The organism is Pseudomonas sp. FYR_5 (assembly GCF_043106315.1).
Taxonomy (GTDB): domain Bacteria; phylum Pseudomonadota; class Gammaproteobacteria; order Pseudomonadales; family Pseudomonadaceae; genus Aquipseudomonas; species Aquipseudomonas putida_Y.
This window is the reverse complement of the sequence record NZ_JBICMK010000050.1, coordinates 20,214-36,505: the sequence shown is the minus strand read 5'-3', so window position 1 is coordinate 36,505 and position 16,292 is coordinate 20,214. Positions and strand designations below refer to the sequence as shown.

Annotated in this window: 12 protein-coding genes; 3 read left to right on the top strand and 9 right to left on the bottom strand. The window is 62.2% G+C overall.

What is annotated here, in order from left to right; all coding sequences use genetic code 11:
- Positions 1-17 precede the first annotated feature (17 nt).
- Positions 18-3,167, bottom strand: coding sequence for a transglycosylase domain-containing protein (locus ACF8RA_RS07425; RefSeq protein WP_392518990.1), 3,150 nt, complete (start codon positions 3,165-3,167; stop codon positions 18-20).
- Positions 3,168-3,558: 391 nt separating this feature from the next.
- Between ACF8RA_RS07425 and ACF8RA_RS07420 the strand changes: the two genes are divergently transcribed.
- Complete coding sequence (locus ACF8RA_RS07420) at positions 3,559-4,977, top strand: amino acid permease (protein ID WP_176683667.1); 1,419 nt, start codon at positions 3,559-3,561, stop codon at positions 4,975-4,977.
- Between the two features lie 36 nt (positions 4,978-5,013).
- Here ACF8RA_RS07420 and ACF8RA_RS07415 read toward each other — a convergent pair whose 3' ends face one another.
- On the bottom strand, positions 5,014-6,633 hold the full coding sequence (locus ACF8RA_RS07415; protein WP_176683666.1) for an FMN-binding glutamate synthase family protein: 1,620 nt from the start codon (positions 6,631-6,633) through the stop codon (positions 5,014-5,016).
- Positions 6,634-7,022: 389 nt separating this feature from the next.
- Between ACF8RA_RS07415 and ACF8RA_RS07410 the strand changes: the two genes are divergently transcribed.
- The gene (locus ACF8RA_RS07410) at positions 7,023-7,436 is read left to right on the top strand and encodes an NUDIX domain-containing protein (RefSeq protein WP_176683665.1); all 414 of its coding nucleotides are present in this window, start codon (positions 7,023-7,025) and stop codon (positions 7,434-7,436) included.
- Here the strand turns inward: ACF8RA_RS07410 and metR are convergent.
- The gene (gene metR / locus ACF8RA_RS07405) at positions 7,420-8,337 is read right to left on the bottom strand and encodes a transcriptional regulator MetR (protein WP_003254981.1); all 918 of its coding nucleotides are present in this window, start codon (positions 8,335-8,337) and stop codon (positions 7,420-7,422) included. The genes ACF8RA_RS07410 and metR overlap by 17 nt on opposite strands.
- Before the next feature lie 195 nt (positions 8,338-8,532).
- Between metR and ACF8RA_RS07400 the strand changes: the two genes are divergently transcribed.
- Positions 8,533-9,528, top strand: a complete 996-nt coding sequence (locus ACF8RA_RS07400; protein WP_176683664.1) for an alpha/beta fold hydrolase — start codon at positions 8,533-8,535, stop codon at positions 9,526-9,528.
- 80 nt (positions 9,529-9,608) lie between these two features.
- Here the strand turns inward: ACF8RA_RS07400 and ACF8RA_RS07395 are convergent, their stop codons facing one another.
- From ACF8RA_RS07395 to ACF8RA_RS07370, 6 genes are all read right to left on the bottom strand, one after another.
- A complete protein-coding gene (locus tag ACF8RA_RS07395; protein WP_392518989.1) occupies positions 9,609-10,937 on the bottom strand; it encodes a sigma-54-dependent transcriptional regulator in 1,329 nt (442 codons plus the stop codon).
- Positions 10,934-12,838 carry an ATP-binding protein gene (locus tag ACF8RA_RS07390; RefSeq protein ID WP_339443738.1) on the bottom strand — a complete coding sequence of 635 codons (1,905 nt, stop codon included), beginning with the start codon at positions 12,836-12,838 and terminating at the stop codon, positions 10,934-10,936. Before ACF8RA_RS07390 ends, ACF8RA_RS07395 begins: the two co-directional genes overlap by 4 nt.
- 67 nt (positions 12,839-12,905) lie before the next feature.
- Positions 12,906-13,640, bottom strand: coding sequence for an amino acid ABC transporter ATP-binding protein (locus ACF8RA_RS07385; protein WP_012273899.1), 735 nt, complete (start codon positions 13,638-13,640; stop codon positions 12,906-12,908).
- Entirely contained in the window at positions 13,637-14,308 is a 672-nt protein-coding gene (locus ACF8RA_RS07380) for an amino acid ABC transporter permease (RefSeq protein WP_176683662.1), read from the bottom strand. The genes ACF8RA_RS07385 and ACF8RA_RS07380 overlap by 4 nt, the downstream gene beginning before the upstream one ends.
- On the bottom strand, positions 14,309-15,055 hold the full coding sequence (locus tag ACF8RA_RS07375) for an amino acid ABC transporter permease (RefSeq protein WP_392488543.1): 747 nt from the start codon (positions 15,053-15,055) through the stop codon (positions 14,309-14,311).
- A 145-nt stretch (positions 15,056-15,200) separates the two neighbouring features.
- Positions 15,201-16,118 carry a glutamate/aspartate ABC transporter substrate-binding protein gene (locus tag ACF8RA_RS07370; RefSeq protein ID WP_176683660.1) on the bottom strand — a complete coding sequence of 306 codons (918 nt, stop codon included), beginning with the start codon at positions 16,116-16,118 and terminating at the stop codon, positions 15,201-15,203.
- Positions 16,119-16,292 lie beyond the last annotated feature (174 nt).

The window sequence follows — 16,292 nt, the reverse complement described above, 5'->3', positions numbered from 1 at the left end:
ATGCTGATGATTATCATCTACTCAGTCGATGTGTTACCTGTCGGCGGCGGTGTGTGCACGGCAACCTGTGGCGGCTTGCACTCATTCGGGTTGCCTGGCTGCAGGTATGGCATGAGGATCGGTGCCATGCCCTTGAGCACCTGCACCGGCAGCGCCGAGGTAAATTTGAACGCTTCTGCCGTGCGACCCGGCACGAAGGCGGTCAGCGTGCCGAAATGGTTGTCGCCGAGGAAGAACACGAAGGTGGCGGTGCGGTTCAGCGAGCGCGAGCCGATCAGCCGGCCGCCGGCGCCGAAGCTTTCGATTCGGTTGTCACCGGTACCGGTCTTGCCGCCCATCACCAGTGGCGTGCCGTCCTGCAGCTTGAAGCTGCCGGAAATACGCCGCGCGGTACCTGCGTCGACCACTTGCGACATGGCGCCTTTGAGCGCACGCGCCACTTCGACCGGCAGAATGCGCACGCCGCGGTCCGGGTCTGTGATCAACTTGGTCTCGTAGGGTGTGTTGGCTGCAAAGTGCAAGGTGTCGATGCGCAAGGTTGGCAGGCGAATACCGTCGTTCTGGATGATCCCGACCAGTTCGGAGAGGGCAGCGGGGCGGTCGCCGGAGCTGCCGATGGCCGTGGCCAATGAAGGCACCAGGTGGTTGAATGGATAGCCCACGCGTTTCCAGCGCTGGTGGATGTCGAGGAAGGCTTCGATCTCGACCATGGTGCGGATGCGGCTGTCACGGGCGCTCTGGTGGCGGCTCTTGAACAGCCAGCCATATACCTCCTGGCGTTCGAAACGGCTGGCATTGATCATTTCGGTCAGTGTCGAGCCTGGGTGCTTCAGCAGGTAGCCAAGTAGCCACAGGTCCAACGGGTGGACCTTGGCGATGTAACCCTGGTCGGGCAGGTCGTACTTGCCCGGGCCATAAGCAGCGTACATCTCTGACAGACGGCCATCGGTCAGTTTGCCCAGCACCTTCTTGTCATCCTTGAGGTGGGCACGCACGAATGCGTTGAAGGTTTCCTGGCCTGCCTCGGGAAACAGGTAGCGGTGTACTGCCGCCAACCGCTGTGGGGTCACGCGCATGCTGTCGATAAAGGTGTCCAGGCGTTGTTGCGAGGTTCTACGCTGGTACTTTTTCCAGAAGCGCATCAGGTATTTGGTGCCCTCCTTGTCGGCGAAGCGCGCAAGGTACTCCTGGCGGCGCGGGTCGGCGTCGTCCTTGAGCAGCGCCACGCGGTTGTATGGTTGCTGGTAAGTCACGTAGCGCACGAGGTCGCGCATCAGGCGGATGAACGGCAGGTTGATCGACTCGCGCAGTGCATCTTTGAGTGTCGGGTTGCGGTTGTTGTCTTCCTTGCGGAAGTTGTTGAACACATGCATCCCGCCGCCAGTGAAGAACCCTTCGCCGGTGTTGGCCGAGTACTTGCGTTCCAGCGCGGCGTCGAGCATGGCGTCCAGGCTCTGGTTCTTGCTGTTCTGCGCCAGCCATTCCAGCGACCATTGCGTGATGCGGTCGAGTTCGGCCACTTCGACCTTCTTCAGCTCGGCGGCAGGTTTGCCGGCGTACTTGTCGTGCAGCTCGGCGATAATCTCCAGGTAGGTGGTCAGTACCCGTAGCTTGGCGGTTGAGCCCAGCTCCAGCTTGCTGCCTTCGTTGATGTCGAAGGGCTGGTTGGTGCTGTCGGTCTGCACCCGCACCCGCGAACCATCGGCGGTGCGCTCGAACAAGGTGAAGCTGTAGCTCACCTGGTCGGTGGTCTTGGCGGTGAGCAGTCGCTCGCCGATCAGGCCGATCTGTGCGGCAAACGCCGGGTCGGCGAGGTTTTTCAGGTACTGGCTGACCTGCAGTTGCAGGTCGGCCTGCAAGGTACTGGTGGCTGACAGGTCAAGGCGGTCGAGGTCGTACAGTGGGCGGTTGAGCATGGCCGACAGACGGTTGCGCGCAAGGCTGATGCCCTTGTTGGTGATGATCGGTACGATGGTCGGCTGCGCTACCCAGTCGCGGTACACCGCCTTGCTGACCAGCGCGGCATCGGCCAGCGGCTGATCGATGACCTTGTTGGCGGCAAGCACGCGAATGTGCGAGTCGGTGAGTTCGGCCAACTCGACCCGGCCCTTGGACAAGTAATACGAGGGACGGCGCTGGGCAATCATCAGCGACAGCACCTGGCGCAGGGCCAGGCCACGCGCGGCCATGCTCTCTGAGTCGGTGGCGGTGGCGTTCAGGGCCTGGTTGACCTGGTCGAAGTCGGCGCCGTACCACACCCGCAGGCCCTCGGCCATGCCATGTACCTCACCATGCCCAGGCACGGCCGACAGCGGTACGCTGTTGAGGTAGTCGCGCACGATACGCTGGCGTGCCTCGGTGGTGTCGGGGCCGCCCTGGTAGGCACGCACGCTGGCAGAAATCATCTGCCGGATCTTCTCCGCGCCCGACACCGTCAGGCCATCCGGTGAGTGGCGATATTTTTCCAGCTGGGTGGCCAGGGTGCTGCCGCCGGCAGACTGACCGGGCAGGGCCAGGTACTTGGCGACCTGGCTGTAGGCGGCCTTGGCAAAGCGTGGCCAGTCCACAGCCGGGTTGTTACGTGGGTCGTCGGTATCCAGCAGGTCGCGGTTTTCGATGAACAGCAAGCTGTTGACTATTACGGGAGGTATCGCCGCAAAGTCCGGGTACAGGTGCTGGGGGTAGTTGTACTGGTACAGCGTGTCGCCGCGGCAATCGGTGATCGACAGGCCGGCCTGGATCTTCTCGATATAGGGCGCGAACAGCCCATGATCGACGTAGTTCATCAATGCGGGTGAAAACTTCACCTGTTCGCTGATGAGGTAGTCGCGCTTGAGCAGGCGTGGCAGGAATTCACCCAGGGCGCTATAGCCCAGGCGTTTGTCGAACGGCCCATCACCGGGGTAGACGATGGCATCGCTGGGACCGGGTTGCAGCGAGTAGGTCAGTGTAGCGGCCAGTCTGCTGAACTCGCGCGATTGTAGTTCGGAGGTACGGAATTCGTTATACGCGGCAACAGCGATGGCTACCAGTGCCACCAGCAGGATGAGGATGATCAGCCACCACCATAGCCGACGCTGACGGGGGGACTTGGATTGTGGCGTCTCGGCCTGAGGTATCTCGGGAGCTTCCGTTCTGCTGGGTTCCGATTGCCACAGTGCGCCCATAGTCTTCTATCCGGCCAAGTGTTTTCGTCTTGCTTGTCTGAAGCTTAGACGTTGAGTGGATAGGGTGAAAAATTTGTAGGAAGTTGGAAAAAGTGGTGTGGGGCTATACGGCTTTGGTGTGGGTTTCTTCAACGGACGATGTTGCTATGGTGCCTTGGCAATTCTTTGGGCGCGAAGCGGCCCCAGAGTTCTAGCCAAATTTCTGCATATATACAGTGAAAACACCTACAACGGTCTTCCTATACTGCTGGCCCCCTTCGCCCTGCCGGGCGCTCTAGTCCGGCACATGGGCAGGCCCACAAGGCCGGCCTGGCAAGCCAACGCCACGCCTATCGGCATGGTCGCGGCTGCACGAAGGTCAAATCCAATAACAAAATGAGGTTGTATTGCTATGCCAGTCGGCAACCACTCTGCCCACGGCCAGGCCACTGAAGGCGGCCCGCTCAAGCGTGAACTGGGCGAACGGCACATCCGCTTGATGGCGCTGGGCGCCTGTATCGGTGTCGGTCTTTTCCTCGGTTCGGCCAAGGCGATCGAAATGGCCGGCCCAGCCATCATGTTGTCTTACATCATCGGTGGCCTGGCCATCCTGGTGATCATGCGCGCGCTCGGTGAAATGGCCGTGCATAACCCTGTCGCCGGCTCTTTCAGCCGTTATGCCCAGGATTACCTCGGCCCATTGGCGGGCTTCCTGACCGGCTGGAACTACTGGTTCCTGTGGCTGGTGACCTGTGTTGCCGAAATTACTGCAGTGGCCATCTACATGGGCATCTGGTTCCCCGACGTACCGCGCTGGATCTGGGCCCTGGCGGCACTGGGCAGCATGGGCGCGATCAACCTGGTGGCGGTGAAGGCTTTTGGTGAATTCGAGTTCTGGTTCGCGCTGATCAAGATCGTCACCATCATCGCCATGGTCCTCGGCGGCATCGGCATCATTGCCTTCGGCTTTGGCAATGACGGTGTCGCAGTCGGTATCTCCAACCTGTGGAGTTATGGCGGGTTCATGCCCAATGGTGTGACTGGCGTGCTGATGTCGCTGCAGATGGTGATGTTCGCCTACCTGGGCGTGGAAATGATCGGCCTCACCGCAGGTGAAGCACGCAACCCGCAAAAGACCATTCCGCAGGCCATCGGCTCGGTGTTCTGGCGCATCCTGCTGTTCTACGTCGGGGCGTTGTTCGTGATCCTGTCGATTTACCCTTGGAACGAAATCGGCAGCCAGGGCAGCCCGTTCGTCATGACTTTCGAGCGCCTCGGCATCAAGACCGCCGCCGGCATCATCAACTTCGTGGTCATCACGGCGGCGCTGTCGTCGTGCAATGGCGGCATCTTCAGTACCGGGCGCATGCTCTATAGCCTGGCACAGAACGGCCAGGCGCCGGCGGCCTTCGCCCGTACCTCGAAGAACGGCGTGCCACGCAATGCGCTGCTGCTGTCGATCGGCGCGTTGCTGTTGGGCGTACTGGCCAACTACCTGGTGCCTGAAAAGGTCTTCGTCTGGGTAACCTCGATCGCCACCTTCGGTGCGATCTGGACCTGGGTGATGATCTTGCTGGCACAGCTGAAGTTCCGCGCCGGCCTTACCACTGCCGAGCGCAAGGCACTGAAGTACCGCATGTGGCTGTGGCCGCTGAGTTCGTATCTGGCGCTGGCCTTCCTGGTGCTGGTGGTCGGGCTGATGGCGTACTTCGAGGATACGCGTGTGGCCCTGTACATCGGCCCGGCGTTCCTGGTGCTGCTGACGGTGCTGTACTACACGCTCCGCCTGGCGCCGAAAGACGCACAAGGTGTGACGAGTACCGCCTCCTGATCTGACGTGGGGCCGCTTTGCGGCCCCAGCGTTCCGTCAGGCCGCCACTTCGCTGTGCGGCTCGAAACTGTCCGCCCGAGCCAGTTGCCACATCCGCGAATAGAACTGCCCGTTCACCTCGCCGGTCAGCAACTCACCTGGCTTCAAGAACACATGCATCTGCGAGAACAGCTTGATCTCGGTGGCCGAAATGCGCCGCACCAGGTGCTTGGCCTCCAGTTGAGCCGGGTGCTCCAGGCCTGCCGCCGCCAGCATTTCTGCCAAGGCACGCAAGGTGTTGTGGTGGAAGTTCAGCACCCGCTGGGCTTTGTCGGGCACCACCAGCGCACGCTGGCGCAACGGATCTTGTGTGGCCACGCCGGTCGGGCACTTGTTGGTGTGGCAGCTTTGCGACTGGATACAGCCGATGGCGAACATGAAGCCGCGTGCAGAGTTGGCCCAGTCGGCACCAATGGCCAGCACGCTGGCGATGTCGAAGGCGCTGACTATCTTGCCGCTGGCGCCCAGCTTGATCTTGTCGCGCAGGTTCAGGCCGACCAAGGTGTTGTGCACGAACAGCAGGCCTTCACGCAGGGGTACGCCGATATGGTCGGTGAACTCCACGGGCGCTGCGCCAGTGCCACCTTCCTTGCCATCGACGACGATGAAGTCGGGCAGGATGCCGGTTTCCAGCATGGCCTTGGCGATGCCCATGAATTCCCACGGGTGGCCCAGGCAGAACTTGAACCCCACCGGCTTGCCGCCGGACAGCTCACGCAACTGGGCGATGAAGTGCATCATTTCGATCGGTGTCGAGAAGGCGCTGTGGCGCGACGGGGAGATGCAATCCTCGCCCATCAGCACGCCACGGGTTTCGGCAATTTCCTGTGTGACCTTGTGTTTGGGCAGTATGCCGCCGTGGCCGGGCTTGGCACCTTGGCTCATCTTGATCTCGATCATGCGCACCTGAGGGCTGCGCGCCTGGGCGGCGAAGCGTTCGGGATCGAAGCGCCCATCCGGCGTGCGGCACCCGAAGTAGCCGCTGCCCAGTTCCCACACCAGGTCGCCACCGTGTTCGCGATGGTAGGGGCTGATGCTGCCCTCGCCGGTGTCGTGGTGGAAGTTGCCCAGCTTGGCGCCCTGGTTGAGCGCACGGATGGCATTGGCACTGAGCGAGCCGAAACTCATGGCCGAAATGTTGAAGATCGAGGCCGAATACGGCTGGCTGCACTGCGGCCCACCAACGATAACGCGGAAGCTGGCCGGGTCGGCCAGCGGTGCCGGGCGCATGGAGTGGCCGATGAACTCGAAACCGGATTCATATACGTCGATCAGGGTGCCGAAAGGTTTGTCCGAGGCTTCGTTCTTCGCCCGGGCATACACCAGCGAGCGCTGGGCGCGGGAGAAGGGCAGGGCATCGCTGTCGGACTCCAGCAGGTACTGGCGGATTTCCGGGCGAATGGCCTCGACCAGATAGCGGATGTTGCCAAGAACCGGGTAGTTACGGCGTACGGCGTGGCGCTGCTGCAGTAAATCGAACAGGCCGACCAGGCTGAGGATGCCAGTGGTCAGGGTGAACGGCCACAACCATTCGTGGTGGCTGAAGGGGATGCTCGCCAGGGTGAACAGCACGCAGGCGGCGAAGAAGGCATAGCGACTGAGAAGTGACAGGCTCATACAGGGTCCTTGCGATGGCGCGGTCAGGCTCAGGGCCTGGGGGCAAACCCCGACCATAGCCAAGTTGCCGGGCGCTGCAAATTAAAATCGGGGTAGCGAAAATCATTCTCGACCCGAGCCGAATTGCCTGGGTGCAACGCATACCGCTGTAGGAGCGGGTTTACCCGCGAATGCGTCGGGAGCCTCACCATCGCATTCGCGGGTGAACCCGCTCCTACAGGGGGGACGTGCTGTGATCAAGATTTTCGATCCTGCTCAATAGCGTGCCGCCTCGACCAGATACGTGTAACGCCCAGTTGGCCTGTCAGGCCGGCACAGGAATGACCGGCCTTGTCAGGCCAATGACCCCATGGGATCCTCGCGGGTCATTTTTCAGCGAGCCCACCCCCATGCCCAACATCATCCGCATCGCCGCTGCCCTGCTGATCGACCCTCAGGGCCGCACCCTGCTGGTGCGCAAGCGTGGCACCGAGGCTTTCATGCAGCCAGGCGGCAAGATCGATGCCGGTGAAACGCCGGTACAGGCGCTGGTGCGCGAGTTGCACGAGGAACTGGGCCTGCGTATCGACCCGGCTCAGGCCGTGCACCTGGGCCAGTTCAGTGCCCCCGCCGCCAACGAGCCGGGCTTCGAAGTGCAAGCTGAGCTGTTCCGTGTCGACAGCGCCGCTGCTGTGGTGCCGGCCGCAGAGATCGAGGAGGTGGTCTGGCTGGCAGCAGATCAGGCGCCCGTCATGCAACTGGCCCCCCTGACCCGCGACTTGATCCTGCCGCTGTATCGCCAGGCGCTCAACGCACCGCGCTGACACCGTCGAGGGTGGCGAACGAGGTGTCCTTGGCCGTCAGCAAAAAGTCGCGCATATATGGGGCATCGAGCATGTCGGTGCGTACGGCGGCATAAAGCGTGGCAAACAGGCCTTTCTCGCCCAGGCGTTTGCCCTTCACATAGCCGCGCGAGCTGTACTCGTGCAGCGCCCAATGCGGCATGCCGCATACGCCACGGCCGCTGGCCACCAGCTGCATCATCATCACCGTCAGCTCCGAGGTGCGCACGGCGGCTGGCTCGATATCGGCCGGCTCCAGGAAGCGGGTGAAGATGTCCAGGCGATCGCGTTCCACCGGATAGGTGATCAGCGTCTGGTCGAGCAAGTCTTGCGGCACGATGTAAGGCTTGCTGGCCAGCGGGTGCTGGTTGGCCACTGCCAGCATCGCCTCGTAGGTGAACAGCGGCACATAAGTGATGCCTGCCAGGTCCACCGGGTCGGAGGTCACCACCAGGTCAAGGTCGCCACGGGCCAAGGCCGGCAGCGGGGCGAAGGCAAAGCCGGAGGCCAGGTCCAGTTCCACTTCCGGCCAGGCATCACGGAACTGGTCGATGGTCGGCATCAGCCACTGGAAGCAGCTGTGGCATTCGATAGCCATGTGAAGGCGTCCGGCAGTGCCTCCGGCCAGACGTGCAATGTCACGTTCGGCACTGCGCAGCAACGGCAGGGTGGCATCGGCCAGTTGCAGTAGACGCAGCCCGGCGCTGGTGAAGCGGATCGGCTTGGTCTTGCGCACGAAAATCGGGAGGCCCAGGCGCTCTTCAAGCTCCTTGAACTGGTGCGACAACGCCGACTGGGTCAGGTGCAGGCGTTCGGCGGCCTCCACCAGGCTGTCGGCTTCGCGCAGGGCATGAAGGGTTTTCAGGTGACGGATCTCCAGCACAGATGACTCCGGGGTATGGAATAGAGGAACCAGGTAATGAGTTGAGTTTCTCTCATGATGCTACATCTGTCGACTGGGCGATCGTCGCACCGCCTGGCGGGAGTCATGAAACTGTCACCGAACTGTGGCAGCGCGCCCGAACAGAATTCATCAGACTCGCGCTCTACTGGGGATCTGCATTCTGGTGTTTCTTTCATGCGGGCTTTTTGGCTTTTTCTTTTCTTCCTGTTCAGCGCACCTGCGAGTTTCGCCGAACAGCGCTGTGACGCCCATGTGCCGGTGCAGCGTGCCGAACTGGGGGCCGTCAGCCTGGTGTACCAGAGCGTCGGTGCGCCACGCGACCCGGCCTTGCTGCTGGTCATGGGCCTGGGCGGGCAGCTGATTCATTGGCCGGACGACGTGGTCGAGGCATTGTGCCGCCAGGGTTTTCGGGTGATCCGCTATGACAACCGCGATGTCGGCCTGTCACGCTGGAACCAGGTGCCACCGCACGCCAACCTGACGCTTGAGCTGTTGCGTTACAAGCTGGGCCTGCCAGTGTCGGCGCCCTATACGCTGACTGATATGGCAGATGACGGCGTGCGCCTGATGGACGCGTTGGGCGTGCGCCAGTTTCATGTCTTGGGGGTGAGCATGGGCGGCATGATTGCCCAGCATCTGGCGGCGATGGCGCCCGAGCGTGTGCGCAGCCTGACGCTGGTCATGTCCAGTTCAGGGGCGGCGGGGCTGCCGGCACCGGACCCGGCGTTGGTGCAGCTGCTGGCCCGGCGCAGCGCACCGAACCGCGAAGTGGCTATCGAGCAGCAGGCCGACCTGCTGGCGGCCTTGGGCAGCCCGGAAGTACACGACGACCGTGACGTGTTGCTGCAACAGGCGGCGCAGGCCTATGACCGGGCGTTCAACCCTGACGGGGCCAAGCGCCAGATCATGGCGATACTGGCCGAGCCGAGTCGCGTGGAGTTGCTCAACCAGTTGCGAGTGCCGACCCTGGTGGTACACGGTACGGCTGACCCGTTATTGCCGGTGATGCATGGCGTGCACCTGGCGGCGCATATCCAGGGCAGCCAGTTGCGCTTGATCCCGGGGCTGGCGCATCGGTTCCAGGAGCCGTTCAAGGCGCCGCTGCTGGGGGCGGTGTTGCCTTATTTGCAGGCGCATAGGCAAGCGGTCACGCACATCGCAGGGCTCTGAAATCCGCGCTGGCTTCTTCGCGGGCTTGCCCGCTCCCACCGGTGCTGCACCGATCTCAGGCTTTCCAGTTTGGGTTCAGGTCAGCCGAGGCCGTATTTTTTCACTTTGTCGAACAGCGTGGTCTTGGCCATGCCCAGTTCCTGGCTGGCCTGGCTCAGGTTGCCGCCAGTGCGTTGCAGGGCATCAGTGAGCAGGTTGCGTTCGAATGCTTCCACCGCCTCGGCAAAAAGCAGGCCTTGGTTGGCACCACCGCTGGGGCCTTTCTTGAACGCTGGCAGGCCGAGGGCATAGCGTTCGGCCACGTTGCGCAACTCGCGCACGTTGCCCGGCCAGTCATGGGCCATCAGGCGCGACAGGGTCTGGCTGTCCAGTGTCGGTGTTTCCCGGTCGAAGCGCAGGGCCGACTGCTGCAGGAAATGCTCGAACAACTGCAGGATGTCTTCACGGCGCTCACGCAGCGGCGGCAGCTCCAGGGTGACCACGTTCAGCCGGTAATACAGGTCGCTACGGAACTGGCCGCTCTGGCCCAACGCATCGAGGTCAGCCTTTGTCGCGGCGATCACCCGACAATCCACCGGGATGCTCTGGTTCGAGCCCAGTCGCTCCAGGGTGCGCTCCTGCAGTACGCGCAGCAGCTTGATCTGCAGGTTGATCGGCATGCTCTCCACTTCATCGAGGAACAGCGTGCCGCCATTGGCGTGCTCGATCTTGCCGATACGGCGTTTGCCGGCACCGGTGAAGGCGTTGGCCTCGTGGCCGAATATCTCGCTTTCAAACAGGTTTTCCGGCAGGCCTCCGCAGTTCAGCGCCACGAATGGGTGGCCCTGGCGGCGGCTGAAGTCGTGCAGGCAGCGTGCGACCAGCTCTTTGCCGGTGCCGGTCTCGCCTTCGATCAGCACGTTGGCTGAGGTGTCGGCGACGTTGACGATCAGTTCGCGCAAGTGCTCCATGGCCGGCGAGCGACCAATGATGCGTCCCTCCAGGCTGCTCTGTTCGGCCAGCTGGCGGCGCAGGGCCACCACTTCGCGTGACAGCCCGCGCTGTTCCAGCGCGCGGCGTACCACGTCGACCAGGCGCTCGGGGGAGAACGGTTTTTCCATGAAGTCGTAGGCGCCGTTACGCATGGCGCCAACGGCCATGTCGATATCGCCATGGCCAGTGATCAGCACCACCGGCAGGCTGCGGTCACGGGCCTTGAGGCGATTGAGCAGCTCCAGGCCATCAATACCCGGCAGGCGGATATCGCTGACGACAATGCCGGCGAAGTCGTCGCCGATGCGTTCCAGCGCCTGTTCGGCACTGCCTACGCCCTCGCAGGCGATATCCTCCAGGGCCAGCGCCTGCTGGCAGCCGAGCAGCACATGCGGGTCGTCTTCGACGATCAGGACGGTAAGAGGCGCTTGGTTCATGGATGCTCTGCCGATTCGCTAGGGGGGAAAACCAGAGGCAGGGCCAGGACGAAGGCCGTGCCGCCGGTGGCGGGATGCTCGACGTTGAGGCTTCCCTTGGCGGCGGCGGCAAGGCTCGCCGACAGGGTCAGGCCCAGGCCCAGGCCATGCTCGCCCGGTTTGGTGGTAAAGAAGGGTTCGAACAGGTGCTTGCGCGCCTCGGCGTCGATACCGTGGCCGTTGTCGCGCACCTGCAAACGGTACTTGTCACCCTGCACCTCGCCTTCCAGCCACAGCTCAGGCTGCGGTTGCGCGGCCATGGCGTCAAGGGCATTCCCGATCAGGTTGACCAAAATCTGCTCGAGGCGGGTCTGGTCGATGGCCAGTTGCTGGTCCTCGAACTGGTGGTGCAATTTCAAGTGACAGGCACTGATGCGGTTGGCCAGCACCTGCAGGGTGGCCTCTACCGCCTTGGCCAGTGAAGCCTGGCCGCTGTCATCGCCGCGCCGGGCGAACGAGCGCAGGCTGGCGGTGATGCGGCCCATACGGTCGATCAGGTCATTCATGGTGCGCAGGTTGGTACTGGCGGTTTCCAGCGCCCCGCGCTCAAGGAAACGCACAGTATTACCAGACAAGGTGCGCAGCGCAGCCAGTGGCTGGTTCAGCTCGTGGGCAATGCTGGTGGACATCTGCCCGATGGCGGCCAGCTTGCCCGCCTGCACCAGCTCATCCTGGGCGTGGCGCAAGGTCTGCTCGGCGTGCCGGCGCTCGCGAATCTGGCCCTTCAGGCGTTCGTTGCTGGCGCGCAGGTCGGCGGTGCGTTCGGCAATCCGCCGCTCCAGCTGGCTGTTGGCTTCTTCAAGGGCTTCGCGGGCTGCCAGGCGGGTGGCGATCACTTTGCGCCGCTCGTTCCAGGCAATGCCGAGGATCGCCAGCAAGGCAAAGGCCACGCCCACCAGAATGCCCTGCACCATGGACTCGCGACGCAGGTCTTGCAGGGGGGTCAGCAGGGTGAAATGCCAGGGCGTGTCGACCAGGCGCCTGGTTTGCGCCAGGTAGGCCACTTCGTGCGGCTTGCCATGAGCGGTTTCGGTGTTGGCCGGGAAGGTCAGTTTTTCCACGCCATCGGCCAGGGTCTCCCGGGCCAGAGGCTGCAATTCGTTCAGCGGCCACCAGTAGTACTGCAGGCTTCGCGCCAGGCGCTCCTTGATTTGCGGGGTCAGCGGGCGCACCGACTTAAGGCGCCGGGCCGGGTCGCTGGAGAGGATGATGATGCCATTCTCGTCGCTGACGAACGCCTCCAGGCGGGCACGCTGCCAGCGCTCCTCGAGGGTGTCCAGGCGCACCTTGATCACCGCAACGCCTATGATCTTGCCGTGCTCCTCAAGCCCATGGGCCAGGTAATAGCCGGCCTCGCCCGTGGTACTGCCGATGCCGTAGAAACGCCCGGGTTCGCCGCGCACGGCAGTCTGGAAGTAGGCGCGGAACGACAGGTCTTCACCCAGGAACGAGTCGGCATCGCGCCAGTTGCTGGTGGCCTGCACCCGGCCATTGGTGTCGAGGACGAAGATGGCCCGACTGCGACTGCGACGATTCAGGCCTTCAAGGTATTCATTGACCGTCTGGCGTGAGCCGCCGTCCGGGTCGGTGAGCAGGTGCGAGACGCTGTCTTCCAGCTCCAGCAGGCTCGGCAAGTAGGTGTACTTGCTGATTTCGCTTTCGACCGTGCGTGCGTGCAGCTCCAGCTGGCGTTCACCGTTTTCGCTGAGGGTGCGGATGCCGTTGCTCTCGCTGATCAGGTAGCCAGCCATTCCCAGGCCGACCATCAGCAGGATGATCAGCGGCGGTAACAGCAATTGACGGATCAGGCGGGAATTCACGGCAGGCTTGGCAGGGCGAAGTAGCGAGGGGTCGCATTTCATCACAGTGGCCTTGTAACGACCAGCTTCCGCTGCCTGGTGGTCCCTGGCAGCGGAAGCTGTGGCCGGGTCAGTGCTGCAGGATCTTGCTGAGGAAGTGCTGGGTGCGCTGGTCGCGGGCGCTCTGGTCACCGAAGAACTCTTCCTTGGTGCAGTCTTCGATGATACTGCCCTTGTCCATGAAGATGACCCGGTTGGCGACTTTGCGGGCAAAGCCCATTTCGTGGGTTACGCACATCATGGTCATGCCTTCGTGGGCCAGTTGCACCATCACGTCCAGTACCTCGCTGACCATTTCCGGGTCCAGTGCCGAGGTGGGTTCGTCGAACAGCATGACGATCGGGTCCATCGCCAGGGCGCGGGCGATTGCCACGCGCTGCTGCTGGCCACCAGAGAGCTGGCCAGGGTGTTTCTTGGCATGGGCACTGAGGCCTACACGGTCAAGCAGGGCCAGGCCTTTCTTGGTGGCTTCTGCCTCGCTGCGGCCCAGGACCTTGCGCTGGGCAATGGTCAGGTTCTCGGTGATGGTCAGGTGCGGAAACAGCTCGAAGTGCTGGAACACCATGCCCACTCGCGAGCGCAGCTTGGGCAGGTTGGTCTTCGGGTCGGCAATCGAGGTGCCATCGACCACGATGTCGCCCTTCTGGAACGGCTCCAGTGCATTGACGCACTTGATCAGGGTGGACTTGCCCGAGCCCGACGGGCCACAAACCACCACTACCTCACCTTTCTTGACCTCGGTGCTGCAATCGGTCAGTACCTGGAAGTCGCCGTACCACTTGTTGACGTTCTTGATGGAAATCATACGGTGATCCTTTTTTGCAGGCGCTTGACCAGCCACGAAGCGGTGAAGCTGATGATGAAGTAGACAACGCCGGCGAAGATCAGGAACTCATGGGAGCGCCCGATGATGTCGCCGTTGGAGCGAGCCGAGTTGAGGAAGTCGACCAGGCCCACGGTGTACACCAGCGAGGTGTCCTGGAACAGGATGATGCTCTGCTGCAGCAGCAGCGGGGTCATCTTGCGGAAGGCCTGGGGCAGGATGATCAGGCGCATGGTCTGCGCGTAGTTCATGCCCAGTGCTTGTGCGGCGCCCATCTGGCCCTTGGAGATCGACTGCACGCCGGCGCGGACGATTTCGCAGAAGTACGCGGCCTCGAACATCATGAAGGCGACCACGCAGGAGGTGAAGGCACCCACCGGGGTATCTTCGCCGGTGATCCAGCGCAGCACGAACGGCACCGCCAGGTAGAACCAGGTGATCACCAGCAGCAGCGGGATCGAGCGGAAGTAGTTGACGTAGGCACCGGCCAGGTTCGACAGCAGTTTGCTCGACGACAGGCGCATCAGGGCCAGGATGGTGCCCAGCACGATACCGCCGATGACTCCCATGACCATCAGTTTGAGGGTCATGACCATACCGTCCCAGAGGGCAGGCAGGGCGGGGATGATTTCGCTGAAATCCATTTCCATTTACTTGCCCCCCACGGAGATCAGGCCAGGCACGGCGACTTTCTTCTCGACCATGCGCATGAGCAGCATCAGGCCCATGTTCAGGGTGAAGTAGATCAGCGTGGCCAGGGTGAACGCCTCGAACAGGTTGGCGGAAAACTCAGCGGTCTGTTTGGTCTGCGCCAGCAGCTCCATCAGGCCGATAAGCGACGCCACCGAGGAGTTCTTGAACACGTTGAGGAACTCGGAGGTGAGCGGCGGAATGATGATCCGGTAGGCCTGCGGCAGCAGCACATTGTTGTAGATCTGCGGGAGGCTGAAGCCCATGGCACGGGCGGCAGCTTCCTGGCCCTTGGGCAGCGCCTGGATACCGGTACGTACTTGCTCACAGACGCGTGCGGCGGTGAACAGGCCCAGGCAGATGACCACGCTGATCAGCGCCGAAGTGGTCGGGTTGAGGTCCTGCTTGAACCATTCCTGCAAGCCTTCTGGCAGCAGGTCCGGTACCAGGAAGTACCAGATGAACAGTTGCACCAGCAGTGGCACGTTGCGGAACAGTTCCACGTAGGCGGTGGCGATACCCGATACCAGGCGGTTCGGCACGGTACGCATGACGCCGAGGAGTGACCCCAGCAGCAGCGCGATGATCCAGGCGGTGATGGCGATGGCGATGGTCCAGCCCAGGCCGGTGAAGTACCAGTCCAGATAGGTTTCGCTGCCCACGCCGGTGGACTTGAAGAACACGCCCCAGTCCCAGTTGTAATTCATCGGGATTTCCCCTCAGACGGTTGTTTCACGGGCACCTTCGAGCATCCGGGGGCGCAAGGCGCCCTCGGATGAAAGGTTAGACACTAATGAGTGGCCTGCAGAATTGATTCGTGCTTGTGAGCACCAGGCCACTATTTACTGAGGATCAGGACTTCTTCTCGTCCGCAGCCTTGTCGGTCGGCTCGGCGATCAGTTTTTTCAGCTCGTCGCTCATCTCGAAGTTGAGGTTCAGACCTTTAGGCGGGATCGGCTGCATGAACCACTTGTCATAGCTCTTGTTGACTTCGCCCGACTTGAAGTAGGCAACGATGGCGTCGTCGACCGCTTTCTTGAACGCAGCGTCTTCCTTGCGCACCATGCAGCCGTAGATTTCATACGACTGTGGCGTACCGGTGATGACCCAGTCTTTTGGCTTGCGCGCCTTGGCCATTTCACCGGCGAGCAGGGCGTCATCCATCATGAAGGCCACGGCGCGGCCGCTTTCGAGCATGTTGAAGGCTTCACCGTGGTCCTTGGCGGAAATCACGTTCATCTTCATCTGCTTGTCGGCGTTCATCGCCTTGAGGATGCGCTCGGAGGTGGTACCGGCGGTGGTCACCACGTTCTTGCCGGCCAGGTCCGGGAAGTCTTTGTATGCAGGCTGACCGTCCTTGACCTTGGTCAACAGGCGGGTACCGACTTCGAAGATGCCGACCGAGAAGCCGACCTGTTGTTGGCGCTCGACGTTGTTGGTGGTGGAGCCGCACTCCAGGTCGACGGTGCCGTTCTGCACCAGCGGAATACGGGTTTGCGAGGTGACCAGGTTGTAACGGACCTTGATGTCCGTGCCCAGTTGCTTCTTCAGCGCGTCGACGACAGCCAGCTGGATGTCATGCGAATAACCGACGGGCTCGGGTTTGCCGGCCAGGTAGGAAAATGGAATGGAGGAGTCGCGGTGCCCCAGCGTGATGGTGCCCGATTCCTTGATCTTCTTCAGGGTGCCGGTGAGCTCCTCGGCCATGGCCGGCGAAGCGATGACTGCAGCCGCGATGGCTGCGCCCAGCAATTGACGAACGATACGCATCAAATTTTCCTCGACGTGTTTGTTTTTTTTATGGAGCCGTTGGCGGACTCTTCGTTCAACGAATACAGCAAGAAGCGGGTGCATTCGGCTACCAAGTGTAGAGCATGACTCGTGCCAAGCCCTGCTGTCGACCTTAAACCACTGGTATTGCTCGTGCTTGACAGTCTCGACCTC

Bases quoted from the DNA above. Each gene is read 5' to 3' on its own strand.
- ACF8RA_RS07425 (WP_392518990.1), bottom strand. From the start codon at position 3,167: ATGGGCGCACTGTGGCAATCGGAACCCAGCAGAACGGAAGCTCCCGAG.
- ACF8RA_RS07420 (WP_176683667.1), top strand. From the start codon at position 3,559: ATGCCAGTCGGCAACCACTCTGCCCACGGCCAGGCCACTGAAGGCGGC.
- ACF8RA_RS07415 (WP_176683666.1), bottom strand. From the start codon at position 6,633: ATGAGCCTGTCACTTCTCAGTCGCTATGCCTTCTTCGCCGCCTGCGTG.
- ACF8RA_RS07410 (WP_176683665.1), top strand. From the start codon at position 7,023: ATGCCCAACATCATCCGCATCGCCGCTGCCCTGCTGATCGACCCTCAG.
- ACF8RA_RS07400 (WP_176683664.1), top strand. From the start codon at position 8,533: ATGCGGGCTTTTTGGCTTTTTCTTTTCTTCCTGTTCAGCGCACCTGCG.
- ACF8RA_RS07395 (WP_392518989.1), bottom strand. From the start codon at position 10,937: ATGAACCAAGCGCCTCTTACCGTCCTGATCGTCGAAGACGACCCGCAT.
- ACF8RA_RS07390 (WP_339443738.1), bottom strand. From the start codon at position 12,838: ATGAAATGCGACCCCTCGCTACTTCGCCCTGCCAAGCCTGCCGTGAAT.
- ACF8RA_RS07385 (WP_012273899.1), bottom strand. From the start codon at position 13,640: ATGATTTCCATCAAGAACGTCAACAAGTGGTACGGCGACTTCCAGGTA.
- ACF8RA_RS07380 (WP_176683662.1), bottom strand. From the start codon at position 14,308: ATGGAAATGGATTTCAGCGAAATCATCCCCGCCCTGCCTGCCCTCTGG.
- ACF8RA_RS07375 (WP_392488543.1), bottom strand. From the start codon at position 15,055: ATGAATTACAACTGGGACTGGGGCGTGTTCTTCAAGTCCACCGGCGTG.
- ACF8RA_RS07370 (WP_176683660.1), bottom strand. From the start codon at position 16,118: ATGCGTATCGTTCGTCAATTGCTGGGCGCAGCCATCGCGGCTGCAGTC.